Below are 21,724 nucleotides of genomic sequence, written 5' to 3'. Positions count from 1 at the left end.
CCCGCGTGAAGCGATAGAATCGACAAAACTTTTCGGTTTGGAGAACAATCTCATGATGCCTCGGCTTTCGATCAGTCAATACAAAGTATTGTTGCTTGAAAATATTCATCCCGCTGCTCAAGAAAAGCTTGAAGAAGCAGGATTCAAAGTTGACCGAATGTCTGGAGCTTGGAGCGAGGAAGAGCTATGTGCAAAGATAGGTACTTATCAAGCACTGGGTATTCGCTCAAAAACAGAATTGAATCCAAAGGTCCTCGAAAATCATGGAGCTCTGTTTGCGATTGGTTGCTTTTGCATTGGAACCAACCAAGTTGCTGTGGAAGTAGCTAATCAAAAGGGACTTCCGGTATTTAATGCCCCATACAGTAACACTCGAAGTGTGGCAGAACTCGTCATTTGTGAACTGATTGCCCTCTCTCGCCAGCTTTGTGACCGCAGTCAGGGCTCTCACCAGGGACAGTGGCTGAAGTCGGCTGATGGCTCTCGTGAGGTTCGCGGAAAAACCCTTGGAATTGTGGGATACGGACACATTGGGTCTCAGGTGAGCATCATGGCAGAGTCCATTGGACTCAAAGTTGTATTTTTTGATATTATCAAGAAGCTTCCTCTTGGAAACGCCCAATCGGTTGAAAATCTTGAGACGCTTCTTAAGCAATCTGATTTTGTGACTCTTCATGTTCCTGAAACTTCTTACACTCAAAATATGCTAGGGGCCAAAGAGTTAAGTAAAATGAAAAAGGGAAGTTATCTTCTCAATGCGAGTCGCGGCACTGTTGTGCACATCGAAGATTTGGTGGAGGCTCTGAAGTCTGGTCATCTTGCTGGGGCGGCCATTGATGTTTTTCCTGAGGAGCCTTCTTCAAATAAGGTCCCATTTGTGAGCCCATTGCAAGGAATGAACAACGTGATTCTGACGCCGCATGTGGGGGGCAGCACCGAGGAAGCTCAAAAGGCCATTGGTGAGGAAGTTGCCGAGAGTCTCATTAAATTTTTGCGTCTGGGTTCTACTTTTGGTGCAGTGAATTTTCCAAACCTGGAAGTTCCTCCTTCAAAAGGAGTTCGGAGATTGATCAATGTTCATCGAAATGTTCCAGGTGTCTTGCGCGATATTAATAATATTGTCTCTGAATATGGAGCAAATATTCTTGCTCAGTATTTGTCGACGGACCCCAACATTGGATATTTGATTATGGACATGGAAAAAGGTGAAGCCGAAAGAGTCGCTGACGAGATTCGCCATCTTCCAACCGCCATAAAGACTCGCGTTCTTTTTTAGCAATGCTTTTGATGAGAGGCCGTTCTTAAGCAGGATCAAAGATTTTCCCAGGGTTAATGATTCCATCCGGATCAAAAACCTTTTTTATTTCTCTCATGATTTGAATTTCTTCGGCGCTTCGTGTGTATTCCAGATAGGGCTTTTTCGTCAAACCGACTCCGTGTTCAGCCGAAATGCTTCCTTTAAAGCGCGCGATCATTTCAAATAAGTGCTGATCTACCTTGTGGCATTTGTTGAGAAATTCAGTAGAGGAGAGAGAAGGCGGCTTCAAAATATTGATATGAAGATTGCCGTCTCCGATATGGCCAAACCAGATGACTTCGAAATCAGGATACTCAGTTGTAAGGAGCTGATTGAGTTCAGTCAAAAAGGCCGTCACATCCGAGACACGAACAGAAATATCGTTCTTGTAGGGTTGATGAGGAGCTGTCGATTCAGATATATCTTCGCGCAATCTCCAAAAATCCTTGGCCTGTTGAGCTGTCTGAGAAACGGATCCATCCACAACCCAATTTTTTTCTAAACACAGTTCGAAGAGTCCCATGGCTTGGTCCATTGTCGTCTCAGATTCGTGTTCAAATTCGATCAATACATAAAAAGGACAAGCCGCACTCAATGGGTTTTTCAAATGCCCTTGTTTTAAAACACAAGCGAGAGCCTTGTCTGTGAACATTTCGTAGGCCGTTAGAGGAATTTCACGCCGAAAGGCTTGAAATATATTTAAGACATTATCGAGGTTTTCAACTCCGAGCAAAAATACAGTCAGATCCTTAGGTGAATGGGTGACCGTAAATGTGGCCTCCGTGATAAAACCCAAAGTTCCCTCTGAGCCAATAAAGAGCTGTCTTAAATCATATCCGGTCGCATTTTTTACCAAACTGTTGTTCAAATTGAGAATTTGTCCCTGTCCGGTCACAACCTTTATTCCAGCCACCCAATTACGGGTTAACCCGTAGCGGAGAACTTTGATCCCGCCCGCATTGGTTGCGATGTTCCCCCCAACATGACTGGAACCCCGTGCGGCAAAATCAACCGGATAATAGTAGCCCTTTTCTTTAGCAAAATTTTGAAGCTGCTCTGTGATGACACCGGCTTGACACTGAACGGTCAAATCGATGGAGTTAAATTCGAGGATCTTATTCATTTTTTCGAATGAGACGATCAGTTCGCTCTTTGTGGCGACTGCAGCCCCACTCATGCCGGTCCTGCCGCCCGATGGCACCAAAGCTGTTTTATTTTCCCGTGCCCATAAAACGAGGTCTCGGACTTGCTCTGTGCTTGTTGGGAACACAACACCGATGGATCTGGTCAGGATGTGCTTTGTCCAGTCTTTGCCGTAAATTTCAAGGTCCTGTGGACTTTGACTCATTTGATCGGGTCTTAAAAAATTCTTGAGATCAGAAAAGGACATAAATTCTCACCTCCGACGGGAGGTCATATCACGATCACTATCAATCCAAAACTGAATTAAATAGATAAGGCTCGAATTTCGTTAAATCGTCCATCGCTTCGCAGGTCAAAGCTGCGTGAAGCCAGACGTTCTTTGTGAATATCTTTTAGAATTTCTATGGCCTCCGGCACAATTTGATCAAAATTTTGAGGTTGTTCAATAAGCAGGCGCTCTATCATTTCGCCCAACTCCGAGATTTCTGGGAAGCCGTAGGTTTTTCCTGTTCCCTTGAGCTTGTGAAAATCTTCTCGCAAGCATTCTAAATTTCGGCTTCGGAGGGAAGTCTCCAATTCATTGAGTTTGGAGGGAAGACTTTCCAGATATTCAACACGGAGATTCTTCATCAAATCATCGAATTTGGTCATGCCGCCACTCCATTTGAGAAAGGCTCCTCGGTCGACTCGTCTTTATCCAGAATAAATCTCCATTCACCAAGTGTAAAATAAAATGTGCTTCCCTTTTTAGCCGTTGAGTGAACGCCAATAATTCCTTGGTGTTCCTCGACCAAGGCCTTCGCGATTGCTAGACCTAAGCCGGTTCCTTTGACAAGTGGGTTTTCTGAATTGGTGGCCTGTCGGAATTTTTGAAAGATGAGATCTTGATCTTCGGGTGCGATACCCTTTCCTTGATCATGGACAGATATAACCAGCTGCTGGGAACCATCTATTTCGGCGTTTATCTGAACCAAGCTATTTTTTGAGCTGTACTTAATTGCATTAGAAATCAGATTTGTCAGAACCTGCTGAATTCGATCGCGATCCATCAGTGCTTCTACCGGAGGGAGCTCATTGTGCATCAGGCGAACTCCCGCCGTTTTAGCGAGCCCTTGAATGCCCTCTAGGGTGGGTTTGATGACTTCGTTAAGAGAGCACCATTTTTTTGTCAGAGGCAGGCGGTGAGCATCAATTTTTGCCAAATCAAGCAAGTCATTAATGAGTCGAATGAGGCGATCGGTCTCGCTTTCCGCAATTCTCACCAAGTTGCCCGACGCTTCGTTCAGAGACCCGACGACGCCGGTTTTTAGAAGACTGAGTGAACCCTTGATTGACGTCAGGGGAGTTCTCAACTCATGGCTTGCGATGCTTAAAAAATCGGATTTGGCTCTGTCCAGAGTTTTCAACTCATCCATTTGGCTAAGAACTTTCTGAGCCAGTGAGTTGAATGTCGCTTGCAGATCACCCATTTCGTTAGATGAGGGTAAGGCGAACTGGTAGGTGTACTTTTGATTCAGAAAGTCGATCATTTTACGGGAGAGGGAATCGATTTCCCTAAAAACAGTTTCGCGAATATAGGCGTAGATGATCAGCAGAGTGATGAACATGACGGAGAGAATGACAACGAAGAAATACTCTATCCGTCTTTCAAAGTAAGTGGTGAGGGGCAGCTGATGTTTTCTATATTCTGTTTCATTCTGAATAAAATGATCGATTCGACGACTTAAAGCCGACGGATTTTTGTCAGCATAAGATTGTATCACGTTACTCAGGCTCGTCATTCGATGTTCTGGTTCTATTGTACTTCGAATGGCTTGAAGTTCTTCGACCACTGAACGTTGATATTTCCATACATCTAGAAGTTTAATGCGATCTTGCAAGTCGAAACTCTGTCGAAGACTTCCCTGCGCATTTTTGTATTCATAAAATGAGGTGAGGCAAAGATTTCCGAAATAAACTATTATGGAAGTTGCAAATATAGTAAACGATAGCAGTCTAAAGCGAATAGATTTCATGGGATATCCTTTCCACTTTGATTGAGCAGGGACATGATGTCTTGGCACAAGCTGGAGGGGTCAAAGGGTTTTGGAATATACCCCAATGCTTCGTTTCTGAACTCAGTAATATCGGACTCCTGCGACTTGGCACTTAGAAAAATGACAGGAACCTTGTTGACATGGGATTCACGATATTTTCTGCAGACAGATAATCCATTCATTTTGGGCATCATTTCATCCAGAAGTATAAGATCAAAATCATAGCTGAGGGCCATTTCCAGTGCCATCTTCCCGTCGGTTGCGACGTGGACCTGATGGCCGCCTAACTGCTCAAGGGCCAGTTTGGCAATAAGTGAAATGTTAGGGTCATCTTCAGCCAATAAAATTTTCATCAATGCTACTCCAGTTAAACAGCGGCTTTGTCGCGGTAGGAACCTTTCGTGAAAATCCAAGCCCGAATTTTCTGCAACATTCCAACGTCGGCCCCTACAAAATTGAGCTTGATCTGCCATCTGCGAAGATCTTTGAGGCGTTCTATTCTGACAACGCGTCCACGAGGAGAGGGAATGCCGATCTCAAAGAATATGGAGCTGCCAATTTCAAGGACCGAATGAAGTGTTGGCTCCTGCGAAGACACCACAGTGACTCCCAATTCTGAAATGGAGACAACGTCGGCGTCGATCATGAGCGAGGTTTGTTTGAACTCGCTATCCGCCGGAATCTGCAACTCCGGCATTTCAGCAGGAGCCCTGTTATTAAGTAAGTTTTCCACCTTCTTACTAAAAATGAGAACATCAATCGGTTTGATGATGTAGTCGTCAATTCCTGCGAGAATTCCCTTTTCAATGTCTCTTTTCTCTCTTCTGCCGGACAGCATAGCAATAGAGAGTTGTTCAAAACGCTTATTTTTTCGGAGCGTTCTCACCAAATCAAATCCCGAGCAATAAGGTAAATTGGCATCAGCTAGGAGCAAATCAAAGTAGCCTGTGTTGAGGAGTTCTATGGCACCAAGGGCCTCTTCTGCCGTTGCCACAACATGATCTGCAGAAGAGAGAACGGCCGTTGTGAACTTTAGGATGTCTTTGTCATCATCAACCACAAGTATTCGTCCCAAGGCTATTCTCCCTTGCCTGAGAAATCTTTGTTCATGGGTCCTTAATCGGGACCTTTGTCTTTCCTTCTACTGTATTCATCGGACAAACTGGGCTTAAGTGAGAGGGGTGACTGCGACCTTAATAGAGGGGCAAAATCAGCTCTGCGGAGAAAGAGAAAATATTCACAAAGTGACGAACTCTTAAACGGGAAAAGGAGGAGTTAGCGAAAATGTTGCGCGAGGATAAAGCAGCGTGTCGTTTGCGGACACAGAAGAACAGAAGAGATTCCGACGCGACGCCTTTAGGCCTCCCTCTGAATCGCTCTTTGCAAGAATTCAGGAGCCATCGAAAAAATGTAAATCGAAAATAGGAGATTGAGAAATGCCAGGACGAGGAATATTTGAGGAAGGCTGAGATTCATAAGGTGAAGGGACATAACCAGTAGGCTTGAGGTGACCATAAATACAGAATTGAGAATGTTGTTTCCAGCAATGACCCGAGACCTGGATTCGGATCTGCTTCGCTGCTGGATCAGAGTATAGAGCGGGACAATGAAAAGCCCGCTGAAAACAGACATGAGAAAAAAATCACCAAAAATTCTCCAGGCCTCGAAATGTTGGAAAAAGAGAAGAAGGGACAATGGGGCTTTCGAATCAGCAGTCCAAGACGGCGAAACAAAAAAAAGATCAGTGAGAAATACTGAAATACCTAATGATCCAATCGGCACGAGTTTCAATTCGACTCGCTTTGAGGAGAGTTTTTCACAGACAATGCTGCCCAATCCAATTCCCACCGTGAAGCTTGCTAAAAAGGCGGTGATGACGGCGGGTCCGGCTCCGAGAAAATCTTTTCCATAAACAGGAAGGAGACTTAAAACAGCGGCTCCAAAAAACCAAAACCAGGAGATCCCAAGGACGGAACAAAAAATGAGTTTCTGTTCCCGAATAATTTTTCCAAACGCAAACATAGTAGGGAAGGGATTCAGATTGATTTTGAGATCGGGTTGTCCAACTCGAACGGGAGGTATCTTCGTGCTCGCCCACAGACCTAAAACCGCAACAAAAATGAGCCCCGTGATGATGAACCACAATGAGCCACCGAAGTTAATTGCCAATCCACCTCCAATAGTTCCAACAAGAATGGCAATAAAGGTGCCAAGCTCTACATAGGCGTTGGCTGCTGTCAGCTGGGTATGAGGAACTAGATCCGGGATTATACTGTATTTTACGGGCCCAAAAAAAGTGGAATGAACGCCCATGAGAAATAATACAAAGAGAAGGCCTGTGTAGAATTCAAAATAGAAACCAATTGCGGCAAGAGTTACGATGAGGATTTCCCCTATTTTAGTGGCGCGTATCAAAAGAGTTTTCTCAATTTTATCGGCTAATTGGCCCGAATGTGTGGAAAAGAGAAAAAAGGGAAGGATAAAAATCCCACCAGACAGGGCAACGAGCTCTCCCGCACCCAATCCGAATACTTGCACATTCTTGAATGTAATCATTAATACCAAAGAATTTTTGAGAAAATTATCGTTGAGGGCTCCCAGAAATTGGGTCCAAAATAGTGGAGTGAATTTTTTGTGGTTTAAGGCAAGGTGCAACGACATGGGAGATATTGTAAAGAGAGGATTGGCTTGGGCCAACAGATTTACGTCCCTTGAAGGAATAATAAAGGCAAACGCGGGACGATTATGACGAATATTGATATAGACGTGAAATATTGCCAATGTTAACACTGATGGGCTAATGGGCTAATGGGCTAATGGGCTAATGGGCTAAAAGCTCCAATGGTACGGGAGGCGGGTTTGCGCAGAAATATGCTCTATTGGGACCGGGTTCTCAGATACGTTTTCGGTGTTTTCCTTTTGACCTGGTCTTTTCTGGGTGGTCCTTTTTGGTCGTACCTGGGCTTTTATTTTTTGGCGTCAGCTTCCTGGGGATTTTGCCCTATTTATTTTTTCCTTCAATCCTTTCGCGAGAGTTGATTTTTCCTTTTGTTATGAAGCATAGTATCCCAACTTTTCACGGGGGGGGTGTGAATGTTTCAGCGATTTTTTGTTCAGTGGACTTCTTATTTTGCGATTTTACTTTCGGGTTCCTGTGTCTTTTTATCTGCGGCCGCCGGACCCATTGACCCTTCGACCTTCTATAAGGCAAACAGTTATATTCGCAGAGAGTTGAATCGAAATGGAAGAAGCCATTTTGATATCAGGATTACAAGGGGAGAGCTGGAGAATGTTCCGACACCGGATGGGACAGAAGAGCTTGTTACCGGCGGTGGTCTGATTTGGAGTTGGGCAGAGGTGGAGGGGATTCCGCTTGGGCCCGGCGAGTCTCTGATTGATTTGACTCTTTACCAGGATGAAAAGACTCAACAAAGTTTTGCTTCTGGTCAGGCGAGCCTTTCAATACGTACTTCAAATCCAAAGGACATCTTCACCGAATATGCGGAGTCCATTGAAGACGTCATAAAAAAGATCAATGGCAAAGGCTTCTATAATTTGAGCCTTGATCATAGCGTCAGGCCAGACGGAACAGTTGATGCGATCCTTGAACTGACCCCTGTTTCAGTTGGTTCTTCTCTTGTTAAATCCCTTAAAATTAAGGGTGTTTTTCCTGATCGGGCAGAGAGCTCCTTTGTGTTGGAGGCCCACGGGCTGTTTGGTTTCGAATCGGTCTTTGTCGTAAATGCCCAGCGTTCCTTGACTTACGTGCTTTCTGCCCTGACCAGTGAGCGCGTGCCCACCGACAAGGAAAGAGAGGGTTTGGAGACTCTGTTTAACTCTGTACTTGCGGAGTTGGCTCAGATTGCGGAGTAGAGAGCAACTGGAGAAGCTCACCCGATTGAAACATTTCCATCATGATGTCGCTACCACCAACCAACTCTTTGTTGATATAAAGTTGCGGTATGGTTGGCCAGTTGCCATATTCCTTTATTCCCGCGCGAATCTCTTCGTCTTCGAGGATATTGCAAGTAGCAAAATCTGTTTTGAGATCCTGAAGTATACTAATGGCCCTTGCTGAAAAGCCGCACATGGGAAAGTGGGGAGTTCCTTTCATAAAAAGGACTACTTTATTTTGATTGAGCAGGTTTTCAATTCTCTCTTTGGTCTGTTCATTCATCTCTTGTTCTCCGTTTAGGTTTTAATCAAAGTTTTAATAGAAAGGGCGTGAACTTCGTTTGATTTTAATTCCTTTGCAAAGAGATCCATAATAGACTGGTGCTGACGAATTCGAGTTTTTCCAGAAAAACTGGAGGAAGCCACGCGAACCTCCCAGTGGTCACCCCCGCCCGTCAGGTCAAAGACGGCAACGTCGGCATCAGGGAAAGCCTGGCGAATACGTGTCTCGATCTGCTCCAGTGTCATGGTTTCAGTCCTCCTGCAGTTGAGAATTGACATTGTGCTAACGCGTCAATGTGCCAAGAAAGCCTTCATTTAACTCTCTTCTCTCCTTTTTGACAAGGCAGTCCTCAGAATTTCACCAAAAAATGTCTCCAAAAATCGCCATTTTGCAGAAGATGAGAGCCGGATGGCTCTGGGTAGCTGACATCTTGGGCCCTCTGATAATACGTAGCGCAATAGTTCTGGGAAAGGGCCAATTAATGTGGTAGGTGGGGGCCAATGGATTTTTTCTTCACTCCGGCCGATGAGGGCCATCAAAAGCGTGAACGTGCCAAGGCTCGAGATTTGCGTCAGAGCCAATGGTGGCGGCAACAAGTTGGCCGAGGTCGTTGCTATTACTGTGAGCAGTCATTTGCTCCTCGGCAGCTGACGATGGATCATAAAGTTCCCATTGTGCGAGGAGGCATGACCACGAGAAGAAATGTTGTCGCCGCCTGCCTTCAATGCAATCAAGATAAAAAATACCATTTGCACGGGGAGCATTTCGTGCGAAAGAATGAGTTGCACCCCGCCGGGGATTAGAGTTTTGGCTTTGCGTTGCGCGATGAATGGGGGGCTATTATTTTTTTATCCTTGCAAATTACCAGGCTTTTCCCCTTAAAGTAGTTCTGGGAAGAAGTTACTTTTTCCTTGTTACGAACCAAAGGAAGATTGCCAGTGTCAAAGATCACAACAAGTAGCACCGCAGAATATTTTGCGAAAAATCTTCAGCAGGTGGGTTTTTCGTCGCCAACAAAAGCTGTTTTAACCACTCTGAAGGAGGCTGTTGACAATGCCCTGGACGCCTGTGAGGAGGCCGGGATAGCTCCCGAGCTCAGTGTTTTTATTCATCGGCTCGATAAGGGTTCTTCAAAGACATCTGATCTAATTGAAATCATAGTCGAAGACAATGGACCTGGAATAGAATCTGAAGATCTAGCCAAGGTTTTCGGTGAATACCTCGCTTCTTCCAAATTCGGTCGGGGACAATGTTCTCGTGGCCAACAGGGGATTGGAATTTCAGCCGCAACGACTTGGGCTCAGTTGACGAATGCGGCAGGTGTTCAGGTTATCAGCAAAACGGCAAAGATGCGAAAGGCAACCAAAGCCCAGATTGACGTTGATATAAAGGGTAACAAGGGGATCGTGAAGAACAAAGAGACGATTGATTGGGATAGGCCGCATGGGACTCGAGTTGAGTTTCGAATTGATGGGCGTGTTCAACTCAATGGAGACGGTGGAGTGATCACGTACCTTGATGGGACAACACTGGTCAACCCACATATGACTCTTCACTACAAGCTGTTGGAGAATGATTTGGTTCATGTGGTGCGAGTGTCCGATGAAGTTCCCCACATACCTGCGGCAACCTTGCCTCATCCGCACACCATGAAGTTGGGCGAGTTCATTACTCATGCTCATCTTTACGGACGTATCTCACTTGATAATTTTCTGAGAAAGGGCTTTTCTCGGGTGACTGATGCAACGATCAAGGATTTCGTGAAAAATGGTTTGCCCAAAGGACTTTTGAGTTCCGGACTTAGTTCCTTCAAGGAAGATGAATTCAAAAAGGTTTTTCAAGTCGTCCAGAACACTGAATTGGTCAGCCCTTCGACAAAATCCGTGTTGACGGTTGGAGAAGAGGGATTGTCAAAAAGTATTCACCGATTGGGAGATGTCGATTTTTTTAGTGTTGTGACCCGAAAACCGAGAATATGTGATTTTAAGCCGACAGTTGTTGAGGTCGCTATTGCCCGTTTCCTGAATAAGCCTTCCGATGCCAACGATTCGATGATTCAACTCCTGAGGTTCGCCAATCGAGTGCCTCTGCAGTTTGACAAAGCAGCCTGCGCGATAACCAAAGCGGTCGAATCGGTCAATTGGAGAGCCTACGGCCTTCAGCAGGCAAAGAACTCCCTGCCGCTCGGATCCTTTGTTTTTGCCGTGAGCGTGACTTCACCCTTTATCAAATTTAAGAACGCCTCCAAAGAGACAATTGATGCAAGCGATGAGCTTGTTGAGGAAATTCGAAGGACGTTGATGCAGGCGGGACAAAAGCTCTCTCGCCACATTCGAGCTGAAGATAAGGCTGCCGATCTCGAGAGAAAAATTCTGCATATCGAAAAGTTTGGACCTATTCTTGTGGACGGATTGGTTCGAATCAGCGGAGCAAGTCAGCAGCGAAAGAAGAATGCTCAAGATGGACTTCAGAAACTTCTTGGCCGAGATGCGGATGTGGCAGAAAGCGAATTGGCGGTTGCAGAAAGAAAACTTTCGGTGCTGAAAGCGAAGCAGGCTCATCGTTTGGGATTAGGCGACGAGGCCGCTGATGCTGGTGAGGATGGTGACATGGGGGAAGAGTTTGTTGAAGAGGAAATCGAGATGAATTCTTCCTCTGAAGACGTCGATAACTCTAAGACCAAACAGAGGGGTACGACAAAGAAAGTTGCAAAGGCGAGATCCTCGACTTCTAAAAAAGTGGCGACAACTAAAATAAAGGCTGAACCTGCGAAAAAAAAGTAGGACGGAGTAATTATGGCTGGGACTCGAATTCAGATACGGGAGTTTGATAGGGATATCAATAAAGAGGCAAAGGTCCTCTGTGATCAGATGCTAAAAGAACTGGAACATTCACGGAGGCCTGTGCTGGAAGCTGTCAAGTGCGCACTTGATAATTCGCTTTATAACCCCAAGGTTGGCTTTCTCACGCCGGGAGACAAAAAAGTAAAAACCGAGCTCAATGTGTCTTCGGTTCAAAAAATGGCGCGGACGATTTTTTTACTTGAGATACTCCTTGGCAATATCAAGAGCGGGGCGGTGAACACTAAGCGCGAACTTTACTACATGGCGAAAGGAAGCGTGAAGTCAGATGCCTTCTTGAAGCCTCTTGATTTCGCTGATCAGATCGAGAGCGATGCGATTATTGACTTTATTTGCGATATGCTTGAGGTCTATCGCGAAGAAATGAATTGTTACGCTAACGACCGTGGTGGCCAAACCTATTCCAAGCAATTGGTGGTTACAGAAACCCTTTCGGATGGAGGAAAGGCTGTGGTTGATCTCAGTGGCCTTGGAACAACACCCTTTCAGCCGAAGAATCGCCCACAAACTTTTAAATTGAAAGCGAAATCAAAGATTGATTTTTGCTTGGTGATAGAATCCGAAGGCACCGCAAACACCTTGGTTTCGAATGGATTCACAAAGCGAAACAATTGCATCGTGGTGGGTGCTCAAGGGGTTCCCAGCAACGGAGTTCGTGGCTGGGTCAAAGCTATTCAAGATCAGTTGAAGATACCCATTTATTTTTTCGGAGATCTTGATGCCTACACTTTGCAAAATATTTTTCGTACATTAAAGGCTGGTTCTGCGGCGAGTTTAATTCGAAACTCTGATTTTTCGGCTCCAGATGTAAGGTTTCTTGGAGTTCTGCCCGAGGACGTAGAAAGATATGATCTGGACTGCTATGATGTGAAGGAGAATGATGCGAGCGAAGCAAGATCTCTGAAGAAAGCCCGAGACGTGCTGCAAAATGATCCTTTCTTTTTAGCGCCGAGAAACAAGAAACTTGTCAAAATCTTAAACTGGCTGACAAGAGAAAAGAAGCGTTGTGAGCAGCAAGCTTTGTTTGCTGTTAATCCGAAGGATCCGCTGATGCCGGAAAAGATTATTCTTGAGAAGATTCAGAATGGATCTTACGTATAGTGGATCAGTGGATCAGTGGATCAGTGGATATGACGTATGAAGGTATTCGATTGAAACTTAACATGGAGACATTCAGCTATGGCGATGATCGAAACAACTCCGGAATTGGTAAAGAAGGTTTATGAGACCACGCGCAAAAAACTGGCGGTAGTTCGCAAGCGATTGGGCCGACCTCTTACTCTAACTGAAAAAATTATTTTTGGACATTTGCAGGACCCAGAGTCGCAGGACCTTGCGAGAGGTGAGAGTTTTTTATTGCTGAATCCAGATCGGGTGGCGATGCAGGACGCAACGGCCCAAATGGCACTTTTGCAATTCATGTTGGCAGGAAGAGATGAAGCTGCCGTTCCAACGACAGTTCATTGTGATCATCTGATCCGTGCCCAGTACGGGTTAGACCGGGACATGAAAACCGCGATGGGAGAGAACGAAGAGGTTTTTGACTTCTTGGCGACAGTGTCTTCTCGGTACAACTTGGGATTTTGGAAGCCGGGTGCTGGAATTATCCATCAGGTGGTTCTCGAAAACTATGCTTTCCCAGGCGGAATGATGTTGGGAACAGATTCTCACACTCCGAATGCAGGTGGCTTGGGAATGGTGGCTGTTGGAGTTGGCGGAGCAGATGCCTCAGACGTGATGGCGGGCTTGGCCTGGGAAGTGAAAAATCCTGGGATTGTCGGAGTTCACCTGAAGGGAAAGCTCTCAGGGTGGACCTCGGCCAAGGATGTTATTCTCAAACTTCTCGGCATCCTGACTGTGAAGGGTGGAACGAACAAAGTGATTGAGTATTTTGGCGAGGGCTGTCAGTCGATCAGTTGCACAGGCAAGGGAACAATAGCCAACATGGGAGCTGAGCTGGGCGCGACCTGTTCAGTTTTTCCTTATGATTTGCGCATGGCCGCCTACTTGAAAGTAACTGGAAGGAAAGTGCTATCAGATCTTGCTGATCAGAATACTGATATTTTGACGGCAGATCCAGAGGTTTTAAAGAATCTTGAGAAGTACTACGATGAAATAATTGAGATTGATTTGTCGAAGCTAGAGCCTCACCTTGTGGGTCCGCACTCACCTGATGCAGCCCATCCAGTGAGCTCCCTCAAAGAGCAGGCAAAAAAGAACGGTTGGCCAACGAGGCTTTCTGCCGCACTCATTGGGTCCTGTACCAACTCTTCGTATGAGGACATTGGTCGGGCGACTTTTGTTGCTCGCCAGGCGTTGGCCGCAGGAGTAAAAATGAGTCAACCCTTCCTTGTTTCTCCGGGTTCAACTTTGATTAAGAATACGATTGAGCGCGACGGACAGATGGAAGTTTTGGAGTCGACTGGAGCCACTGTATTGGCCAATGCCTGCGGCCCTTGTATCGGGCAATGGAAGCGAGACGACGTAAAAGTGGGCACGCCCAACACCATCGTTTCAAGCTTTAATCGGAATTTTCGCGCTCGTAATGACTCAAATCCTGAGACACTGTCTTTTATTGGAAGTCCCGAAATCGTAATGGCAATGGGCCTTGCTGGTCGTTTGGATTTTAATCCTGCAACAGATGAATTGGAGACTCCCTCTGGAAAGAAAATCAAATTGAGTCCGCCTGAGGCGCCAGAGCTTCCGTCCAAAGGCTTTGTTGCTGATACGGAAGGCTACCAAAAACCGCGCGGCAAGGGAATCGAGGTAAAGGTCTCTCCAAAATCAGATAGGCTACAACTCTTACAGCCCTTTGCCCCTTGGAGCGGGAAGAATCTGGAGGGACTGCTCCTGCTTGCGAAAGCAAAGGGAAAATGCACGACTGATCACATCAGCCCAGCGGGACCTTGGCTGAAATATCGAGGCCACCTCGATAATATTTCAGATAATCTTCTGCTGGGAGCAACCAATTCTTTTGGTGGTGCGATTGGGAAAGGGAAAAATGTTCTTACGGGAGAGGAAAATCTTGAATTCGCGAAAATTGCCCGAGCATACAAGAAAAAGGGATGTCACTGGATCATAGTTGGAGATGAGAACTATGGGGAGGGTTCAAGCCGTGAGCATGCCGCCATGTCTCCTCGACATTTGGGAGGGCTTGCGGTCATTGCAAAGAGCTTTGCTCGAATTCACGAAACGAATCTAAAAAAGCAAGGCATGTTGGCTCTCACTTTTGCAAATCCAGCTGATTACGATAAAATACAGGAGCAGGACCGGTTTGCGATCATTGGGCTAACCAGTTTTGCCCCTGGGAAAAATCTTCAGCTTGAAGTGGTTCACCAGGACGGGAAGAAGGACGTGATTGAACTCAAGCACTCCTTTAACTCAGAGCAAATCAAATGGTTTAAGGCCGGATCTGCTCTCAATTTGATGCAGGCTTAACAGAGGATAAACAGCTAGAATTCAAAAATTCAAATTTGGCGTTTTATCCCTTAAGAGAGATTGTATTTTGCGGCAGCGATCGTCTTCCTGCCGTGCGACCTTCAAGGCTTTCTCGACGGAAGGATGAAGGCCTGCACCATGGTCTCTCAGAAAATTTGAGATTCTCGATGTTTCCTGAGATGAGCATTCGCTTGGGGCCAATTCAGCATATTCCTCTGCGAAAGAACCATCTCGTTCTTTTGAAATCACAGCCAGATTTTGGTAAAAATCTTTTGCGTAAAGCTCTCTCAGGGCTACCTGGTGGCGGGGGAAGAGACTTGAAATGATGTTTCGCAGTTGATCAAAGCTGTAATCACTTCTTTTTTTCGTGAGTTCATTGAGCCAGGGCTGTTTTGCCTCCCAGGTCGCGATCGAGGCCTGCGCATTCATCCGATTTTGTTTTCCTGAAGAAGAAGGGTCGCGGACCGACTCCTTTTCAATTAAGAGGAGAGGCTCAGAATAATTGTGTGAAGCCATCACTTCGATGATGTCCCATCGCTTGTCTTGGTCAATAGGGAGCCCTGTGAGCTTCAAGTCTCCTGCAAGAAGTGCTTTTAACTTTGAGAGGCCAAATTCCGTTCGCGCCGATCGAATAAAGCTATCCAACCAAACCTTCTGAATTTCAGAAGAAGGATGAGCGATCAAAAGTTGGCGAAAAACTGCTCTTTCGATCTTTTGAGCGAAGGCATCGTAGATTTTCTTTTCGCCGAGACTTGAATTTGGCAGGTAATAGAGAACCGAGGCCTGGTTTGAGCCTCGTCCGAGAAGATATCTCACGATATCTCTCAGGGTATCGGGATCCTTTTCTTGGTTCAGGTTTTCAATGGCAAGGTCAGCAAATTTGTACAGATTAAGATTGGCGTCGCGAACCATGTCCCAGAGGGCGCTCCAAAAAAGCTGACGATCAAAAGGATCTGTGATCTCATGAATATGTTTTGGAAGTTCAGCAAGGCTGCGCTCGTCCAGTTTGATTTTCATGTATCCATAATCTTCATAGTTTGGATAGACGAGGAGAGGACATGGTTTACCAGCGGCTTCGGGCACCGCAATTTGCTTGTCTTTCAGCAAAACTGAAAAGATCTGATCGGCATGAACCCCTGATTTTCTGGCGTTTACTTTGGGGTTAAAGAAGGCCAATTTAAAACGGTGACTTCTGAGATAGGGATAGTCGCTTGGAGCTGACTGTTCGATGTTTAGCATTTTCACTTTGTTCTTGTCACACACGAGAGTGGATTCAACCGTATTGAGCGATGCCGTCTGTAGCCACTCCCTTTGCCACGCACTCAGGTCTGTTCCATAAGCCTCGCGCAGCGAATTCATGAAATCTTTTAACTCCGTATTGCCATTTGCATATTTTCTGAAATATTTCTGGACGCCTTGCTGAAATTTCTCTGGACCGATAAAAAATGAGATCTGTTTGATAACACTCGCACCCTTACCATATGTAATGCCGTCAAAGTTTGCAAAGGCCTGACGAGTGTCAGGTACCTGCGCTTCAATCGGGTGAGTGGTTACCAGCTGGTCTTCCCAATAGGCCCAACTTTTTGTTCCGTGAAATGTGCGCCAGGCGAGATGTTTAAAATCTGTGGCCTTCGAAAGAGCGAGATAAGACATATAGGTTGCAAAGCTTTCGTTTAGCCACAAATCATTCCACCATTTCATGGTCACCAAGTTGCCGAACCACATATGCGCCATTTCATGTAGAATGGTGTCGGCCAGTCCGAGCTTTTCTCGATCTGATTTAGGTCCCCGTCGAATAAAATTCTCGTTGAAGGTCACGGCACCGACGTTTTCCATGGCCCCTGCATTGAATTCGGGGACGATCAACTGGTCATATTTTCCGTAAGGATAGGGGTAGTCAAAATATCTGCTAAAAAAAGAAAGCCCCTTTTGAGTGATCGGGAACCATTCCTCAGTCTTCACATATTTAGCCAAGCTTTGTCTGGCAAAAAGGCGCAATGGAACATTTCCAGCAGATGATGTCCAAACTTTGTAGGGACCAGCATGTAAGGACCAAACATAAGTTGAAAAACGAGCACTTTCGGGGAATATCCAGAGTTTCGAATGGGGTGAATTCTCTTTTGCGCTTGATTCCCGAACTGAGCTGATGACTTGCCATGCCTTGGGCGCAGTGACCCTCATGGCATAGGTTGCCTTGAGATCGGGTTGGTCAAAACAAGGAAAAACCCGATTGGCATCATATGGTTCGAGGTTTGAATAGGTGTAGACCCTTTTGTCTTCGGGATCTTCGAATCTCGCCAACCCACGACCATCACGAGCGTAAGATTTTGTGAACGATATTTCTATGGTGTTCGCCCCTTCGCGCAAAGTTGACGAGGGTATGAAGAGTTCTCGACCATTGTAGTCAGGATTGACTGGCCCATCGTTGACACTCAGCTTTTTGATTTTACCACCGTAAAAATCTATTCTTAAGGGTTCGGCGGCTCCAGGTAAAAAATGGAATTGAATTTGGCTGGTCCCGCTGTACTCGGATTCCTTCTCGGGAAGGGAGAATTCAAGTTGGTATCTGACCTGACTGACATGCTGTGCGCGACTTATCGCCGCCTGCAGGCTGAGATTGGATTCGGCCAATTCAGCTTGAATAATCTTGGCAGTCTCACTGGACTCTACGGTTTTTTGAGTTGAACACCCAATGATTGAAAAAATCAAAAGGCCGACAGCAGTGTGGGTGATTGGGCAAAGAAAGCGAAACATGAAAATCTCCTACTTTTCGTTGGCAAGCGTATCTAAGGCAAAAATGAATTCCGTCAGAAAACTTCCGTCAGGCAAGCTTTGGTAAATTTCGATAGGAGGGGCTGATGATTTGAGTCTCTTCGCCAAAAGGTATTTGGTGACGGCCGGGTAAACCTTGAAGGGACCAATTGAAGGTGCTCCTTGGAATTCCGCTTTCACTACCAAGTGGGGACTGAAGACCCGATAAAAATAGTCCTTTGGAAGAGGATCTATTTTTCGGTCAACGAGACACCCCAGGTTTGAGCGCAATCGAGTTTCGTCAACTTTACCTGGATTATCGAGATATTCTCCGAAGGTTTTGTTACACAAGACATTGTTGCTTCGGGCCCAATTTTCGACATCTTCGATCACAGGTCCAACTTTATGGTAGGCGCCTCGATGAATTCGGTAAATAGCCTGAAATTCAGGATAATTGATTTCGCTGATTTTGACTGTTTTGTAACCACCGAGGTAAAAAAACAAATAGATTGCCAGGCCAAATATTGCTGCAAACGTAGAAAAGAAAACCCATTTCAGCATGCTCTCTCCAACTCAAGAAAAAACTTCAATAAGAATAAGCACAATTCTGGAACTAAGGACCATTATTTTATCTCGAGCAACTTATCAAAGGTCATGATTCCATTTTCCATTGAGGCCCGTGATTCGGAGGGTCCGGTAGACTCTTCAACTGACATGAGAAAATCCAATTTTGAATTTCCCACTGCCATTTGCCACCTATCCAGATTTTGCTCTTTTGTATTTCTATTTGTTCCAGCTTCGGTATTCTTGACCCTGAATTCGTCAGAAAAATTATTGATATCTTCAGTTCGTATCCTCTCTGATTTTAATGTCATTCGGTCGGACGCATCAGGACCATCTCCAGTGACAAGAGAACGCAAGGTCAAACGGGTGCTAAAAAAGCTTTTTCGGTCTCCCTTGCTCGTATCGCAGACGATGACTCCGACCCCGGTCCACGTGTCCTGGGCGTAGCGATAAAACTCGGAGCTATCTCCTGCTACGCTGCCATGTACGTAGCACTCCAATGGTGTTTTCCGTTGAAATGTAAAAGAGCTGATCGGGGCTAGGAGTACAGCCACAAACACAATTGCTAAGAAGTGAAAATGCGGGTGAGCCTTCTTCATTTGAATCCTTATAGAGCAGGTGTTCAAGGATAACAATGGCTGCGGAAAGCCTTACCTGCAGTTGGGGGTTCTTATGAAATATATTCATTTATTTTGGGACATCATCCTCTGTCTGACTAGTACTTTTCCTCGGAGGCGAGACTTGGGCGCGGGGCCAAGCCGGAGGCTATCGTCTGAGCCTGGAGGTAAAAGGGTCATCAATAAATACTCATCACTTTTGAGGATTCCATTGCGGGATTTCATCAAGGTATTTAAAGGTGGAGGCGAAGTGAGCTCTGTGAGCTGAAAATTTCCCCCGTCTGGTCCTGGGGTGGGGATTGAATTGACTCGAATCTCCCAGAGGCCTTTTGAGACTTCCCTTGTTTCGATTTGGTCGTTTGGAATTCCACGCACAATTCTTACTACCGGTAGAATCTCATCTGAAAATTGGTAAAGCACAAGATCTCCTCGGGAGACTTCATTGCATCTGTAGTATCCCATCAGTACTTTATACGTTTGACCTTTCGTCAGTAAGTGACCGAGTTCAGAAGTCCCCATGGTATCGTTTTTAGTCGTATATACACATTTCAGGTCAGGAGGATAAACAGACTGCCTTTTGATCAACCAGGTTGCATAGACCGTCCATGTGATCGTTAATATCCCGCTCAGAAAAAGAAAGCCTGTAAGAGCCCCTAATATTTTATCGCGTATCACGTTTTCCACTTTATCGAGCAACCCATAGAGGGAATTTGTTCGCCGGACAGGCTTCTCTTTGCAAGGGTATCTTCAATTGCCATCTTGAGTTCTTGTCTCTTGACTTTGTTTGGGTCTTTCCAGGAATCATCGAATCGCCCCCTGTAGCTCAACTTACGATCGGAGTCATACACAAAAATATCAGGAGTACAAACGGCCCCAAAGTCATTTGCTGCTCTTTGATCGGGATCAATAAGATACGGGAAAGAGTAGTTTTTGTTCTTCCAGCGGAGAAGAAGGTTTTCAGGACTATCTTCGGGATGGTCCATCCAATCGTTTGAGCAGATACCCACGAACTGAACCCCCCTTGGTGAGAGTTCTCTGGCTAGGTCAATGAGTCGTAGCTCGATCGCCTGAACGTAGGGACAATGGCCGCAAATAAAGAGCACCACAAGAACCTGTGCCCCTGAGAAACTATCGTTATTGAAGGAGTGTCCATCAAGGCTTTTAAGTGAAAAGCGAGGACATCTCTGTCCGAGTTGGGGAGTTGGAGTGTAGGTTAAAGCCATTTTTCCTCCGTTTGTAATGATCCTCTATAGTTCTGTCCACCTAATTAGGCTTCCACCACTCAACATATTGCCATCAGGATGAACTTCAGAAATTGGATTTGCTAATTTGGGATTAAGATTGAGAGCCATCTGTAAGTCATTCTGGTCCTCTGGAACAAGGTAGGATCTGAATGAGCTATGGGAAGCCAATGTAAAATTTGTCCGCAGGCAATCGAGAAAATCAAACCATTTGTTTAGATCCGGATGGTCAGGGCCGCCCAAAGAGTGAGCGAGGCAAGTCGCTTCGGGACATTCAGGTGGACAATCAAAGACGTTGAAACCAAGGCCAGCTATCAAATAAAACTCATTTTTGTCGTTGAGCGTTTCCAATAGCAAACCCGCAATTTTATTTCCACGAAGGTAGAGATCATTTGGAGCCTTCAAACTGAATTCTAAGTTCGGCCATATCCTGTGGGCAGATCGAAACAAGGCCAATCCAAACAGTGGACCGGTAATATGTTGGGGAGACTGCGGGAGCCGAAATATCCAACTTGAAAGAAGGGCATTTCCAGTTCCTGTGTCTTTCCAAGAATTATCGGATCTTCCTCGACCTTTCGTCTGGTGGCGGGCCAGGTACAAGCCCTGGTCTTGGATCGGCGGAAGGAGGCGGTCCTTCGCAAAGGTATTTGTGCTTTCAATCTCTTCTAAAAAACAACAATAAAGCTGCTTTTGGCATTGAGCCCATGCTTTGCTCACTTCAAATATGTCACATGGCCTGCTCTTTGCCAAGGGCACTCCTTAGGAATTCTTCCAGTCAAATTGCAGACTAAAATCAGCGCAAGGGGCAGAATGCGTGATTGCGCCAACACTAATAAAATCGACCCCAAGCTCGGCTACCGATTTGACTCTTTACAGGCTCATATTCCCACTGGCCTCAACTTCTATTGATTTGGGAATTTTCTCCAGGGCTACCCTCATGAGATCATTGCTCATGTTATCGAGCAGGATTCTTTGAACGCCCATGTTGGCTGCGACGAGCACTTCTTCTAGAGTGCAGCATTCAATTTCAATGGGCTTCGATGTTTTTTCCCTTGTTCTTGTAATTGCTTCCCGAAGCCCCCCGGCGACTCTGATATGGTTCTCTTTGATCAGTACGGCTTCACTTAGATTCATGCGGTGATTATGGCCCCTGCCATGCAGGACCGCTTGCTTCTCCCAGGTTCGATAGAGGGGGAGAGTTTTTCTGGTATCCAGAATTTGGCAGTGAGTCCCCTCTACCTCCTTAACGAAACATCGAGTGTAGGTTGCAATTCCAGAGAAGTGTCCCAAGAAATTGAGGGCGACGCGCTCAGCTTGGAGCACAGGCAGCAGGTTTCCGGTGATACTTGCGAGAGTTTGCCCGGAGAGGACAAAAGCACCCTCCTCGTATTGCCAATGAATCATCAGCTCGGAATTCATTTCCTTCATCGTGACCGAAAAAAAATCTCGACCTGACAAAACGAGATCTTCCTTGGCAACAAGACGGGCCCGGCCGACTTTTTCCTTGATTCCAAGCGAATCCGTGGTGATGTCCCCGGCGGGAATATCTTCTTTGAGAGAGGCACGAATAAGTTCGATTGCGGTCACAATATTTTCACT

The 21,724-nt window shown here is 45.8% G+C and carries 21 protein-coding genes and 1 pseudogene; 7 read left to right on the top strand and 15 right to left on the bottom strand.

What is annotated here, in order from left to right; translation table 11 throughout:
• Nucleotides 1-55 precede the first annotated feature (55 nt).
• A complete protein-coding gene (serA, locus tag IPJ71_07040) occupies nucleotides 56-1,276 on the top strand; it encodes a phosphoglycerate dehydrogenase (protein ID MBK7843437.1) in 1,221 nt (406 codons plus the stop codon).
• A 25-nt stretch (nucleotides 1,277-1,301) separates the two neighbouring features.
• On the opposite strand, the gene IPJ71_07035 is transcribed toward serA, so the two are convergent.
• The 6 genes from IPJ71_07035 to IPJ71_07010 all read right to left on the bottom strand — a co-directional run bounded on the left by IPJ71_07035 (nucleotide 1,302) and on the right by IPJ71_07010 (nucleotide 7,266).
• Entirely contained in the window at nucleotides 1,302-2,687 is a 1,386-nt protein-coding gene (locus tag IPJ71_07035) for an FAD-binding oxidoreductase (GenBank protein MBK7843436.1), read from the bottom strand.
• Nucleotides 2,688-2,743: 56 nt separating this feature from the next.
• Nucleotides 2,744-3,091, bottom strand: a complete 348-nt coding sequence (locus tag IPJ71_07030) for an Hpt domain-containing protein (protein ID MBK7843435.1) — start codon at nucleotides 3,089-3,091, stop codon at nucleotides 2,744-2,746.
• Nucleotides 3,088-4,455, bottom strand: coding sequence for a HAMP domain-containing histidine kinase (locus IPJ71_07025; GenBank protein ID MBK7843434.1), 1,368 nt, complete (start codon nucleotides 4,453-4,455; stop codon nucleotides 3,088-3,090). The genes IPJ71_07030 and IPJ71_07025 overlap by 4 nt, the downstream gene beginning before the upstream one ends.
• Nucleotides 4,452-4,829 (bottom strand): response regulator, encoded by a 378-nt coding sequence (locus IPJ71_07020; GenBank protein MBK7843433.1) that lies wholly within the window; start codon nucleotides 4,827-4,829, stop codon nucleotides 4,452-4,454. Before IPJ71_07020 ends, IPJ71_07025 begins: the two co-directional genes overlap by 4 nt.
• A gap of 14 nt (nucleotides 4,830-4,843) precedes the next feature.
• Nucleotides 4,844-5,551 (bottom strand): response regulator, encoded by a 708-nt coding sequence (locus IPJ71_07015; GenBank protein MBK7843432.1) that lies wholly within the window; start codon nucleotides 5,549-5,551, stop codon nucleotides 4,844-4,846.
• Nucleotides 5,552-5,832: 281 nt separating this feature from the next.
• Entirely contained in the window at nucleotides 5,833-7,266 is a 1,434-nt protein-coding gene (locus tag IPJ71_07010; protein ID MBK7843431.1) for an MFS transporter, read from the bottom strand.
• Between the two features lie 69 nt (nucleotides 7,267-7,335).
• Between IPJ71_07010 and IPJ71_07005 the strand changes: the two genes are divergently transcribed.
• A complete protein-coding gene (locus IPJ71_07005) occupies nucleotides 7,336-7,515 on the top strand; it encodes a DUF2892 domain-containing protein (protein ID MBK7843430.1) in 180 nt (59 codons plus the stop codon).
• 54 nt (nucleotides 7,516-7,569) lie between these two features.
• Nucleotides 7,570-8,349 (top strand): hypothetical protein, encoded by a 780-nt coding sequence (locus tag IPJ71_07000; GenBank protein ID MBK7843429.1) that lies wholly within the window; start codon nucleotides 7,570-7,572, stop codon nucleotides 8,347-8,349.
• Here IPJ71_07000 and grxD read toward each other — a convergent pair.
• Both grxD and IPJ71_06990 read right to left on the bottom strand, forming a co-directional pair.
• Nucleotides 8,309-8,653: a Grx4 family monothiol glutaredoxin gene (grxD, locus tag IPJ71_06995; protein MBK7843428.1), complete on the bottom strand. Its 345-nt coding sequence runs from the start codon at nucleotides 8,651-8,653 to the stop codon at nucleotides 8,309-8,311. The two genes, IPJ71_07000 and grxD, sit on opposite strands and share 41 nt — an antisense overlap.
• 14 nt (nucleotides 8,654-8,667) lie before the next feature.
• A complete protein-coding gene (locus tag IPJ71_06990; protein ID MBK7843427.1) occupies nucleotides 8,668-8,898 on the bottom strand; it encodes a BolA family transcriptional regulator in 231 nt (76 codons plus the stop codon).
• A gap of 255 nt (nucleotides 8,899-9,153) precedes the next feature.
• Here IPJ71_06990 and IPJ71_06985 point away from each other — a divergent pair, with 255 nt between their 5' ends.
• The 4 genes from IPJ71_06985 (at nucleotide 9,154) to IPJ71_06970 (ending at nucleotide 14,952) form a co-directional block, all read left to right on the top strand.
• On the top strand, nucleotides 9,154-9,456 hold the full coding sequence (locus IPJ71_06985) for an HNH endonuclease (protein ID MBK7843426.1): 303 nt from the start codon (nucleotides 9,154-9,156) through the stop codon (nucleotides 9,454-9,456).
• Nucleotides 9,457-9,591: 135 nt separating this feature from the next.
• Entirely contained in the window at nucleotides 9,592-11,436 is a 1,845-nt protein-coding gene (locus IPJ71_06980; protein ID MBK7843425.1) for a DNA topoisomerase VI subunit B, read from the top strand.
• 12 nt (nucleotides 11,437-11,448) lie between these two features.
• A complete protein-coding gene (locus IPJ71_06975; GenBank protein MBK7843424.1) occupies nucleotides 11,449-12,615 on the top strand; it encodes a DNA topoisomerase VI in 1,167 nt (388 codons plus the stop codon).
• A 78-nt stretch (nucleotides 12,616-12,693) separates the two neighbouring features.
• On the top strand, nucleotides 12,694-14,952 hold the full coding sequence (locus IPJ71_06970; GenBank protein ID MBK7843423.1) for an aconitate hydratase: 2,259 nt from the start codon (nucleotides 12,694-12,696) through the stop codon (nucleotides 14,950-14,952).
• A 21-nt stretch (nucleotides 14,953-14,973) separates the two neighbouring features.
• Here IPJ71_06970 and pepN read toward each other — a convergent pair whose 3' ends face one another.
• From pepN to nadC, 7 genes and pseudogenes are all read right to left on the bottom strand, one after another.
• Nucleotides 14,974-17,706 (bottom strand): aminopeptidase N, encoded by a 2,733-nt coding sequence (gene pepN, locus IPJ71_06965; protein MBK7843422.1) that lies wholly within the window; start codon nucleotides 17,704-17,706, stop codon nucleotides 14,974-14,976.
• Between the two features lie 9 nt (nucleotides 17,707-17,715).
• Nucleotides 17,716-18,264, bottom strand: coding sequence for an AraC family transcriptional regulator (locus IPJ71_06960; GenBank protein ID MBK7843421.1), 549 nt, complete (start codon nucleotides 18,262-18,264; stop codon nucleotides 17,716-17,718).
• A 62-nt stretch (nucleotides 18,265-18,326) separates the two neighbouring features.
• Nucleotides 18,327-18,866 (bottom strand): hypothetical protein, encoded by a 540-nt coding sequence (locus IPJ71_06955; protein MBK7843420.1) that lies wholly within the window; start codon nucleotides 18,864-18,866, stop codon nucleotides 18,327-18,329.
• An 84-nt stretch (nucleotides 18,867-18,950) separates the two neighbouring features.
• Nucleotides 18,951-19,568: a hypothetical protein gene (locus IPJ71_06950; GenBank protein ID MBK7843419.1), complete on the bottom strand. Its 618-nt coding sequence runs from the start codon at nucleotides 19,566-19,568 to the stop codon at nucleotides 18,951-18,953.
• Nucleotides 19,556-20,107, bottom strand: coding sequence for a thioredoxin family protein (locus IPJ71_06945; GenBank protein ID MBK7843418.1), 552 nt, complete (start codon nucleotides 20,105-20,107; stop codon nucleotides 19,556-19,558). Before IPJ71_06945 ends, IPJ71_06950 begins: the two co-directional genes overlap by 13 nt.
• A 24-nt stretch (nucleotides 20,108-20,131) precedes the next feature.
• Nucleotides 20,132-20,842, bottom strand: coding sequence for a hypothetical protein (locus IPJ71_06940; protein MBK7843417.1), 711 nt, complete (start codon nucleotides 20,840-20,842; stop codon nucleotides 20,132-20,134).
• A 42-nt stretch (nucleotides 20,843-20,884) separates the two neighbouring features.
• Nucleotides 20,885-21,712, bottom strand: a pseudogene (gene nadC, locus IPJ71_06935) (carboxylating nicotinate-nucleotide diphosphorylase).
• Nucleotides 21,713-21,724: the final 12 nt, after the last annotated feature.

This window comes from Bdellovibrionales bacterium (assembly GCA_016714165.1).
Lineage (GTDB): Bacteria > Bdellovibrionota > Bdellovibrionia > Bdellovibrionales > UBA1609 > JADJVA01.
The sequence above is the reverse complement of the archived record's forward strand: the minus strand, read 5'-3'. Positions and strand labels throughout refer to the sequence as shown.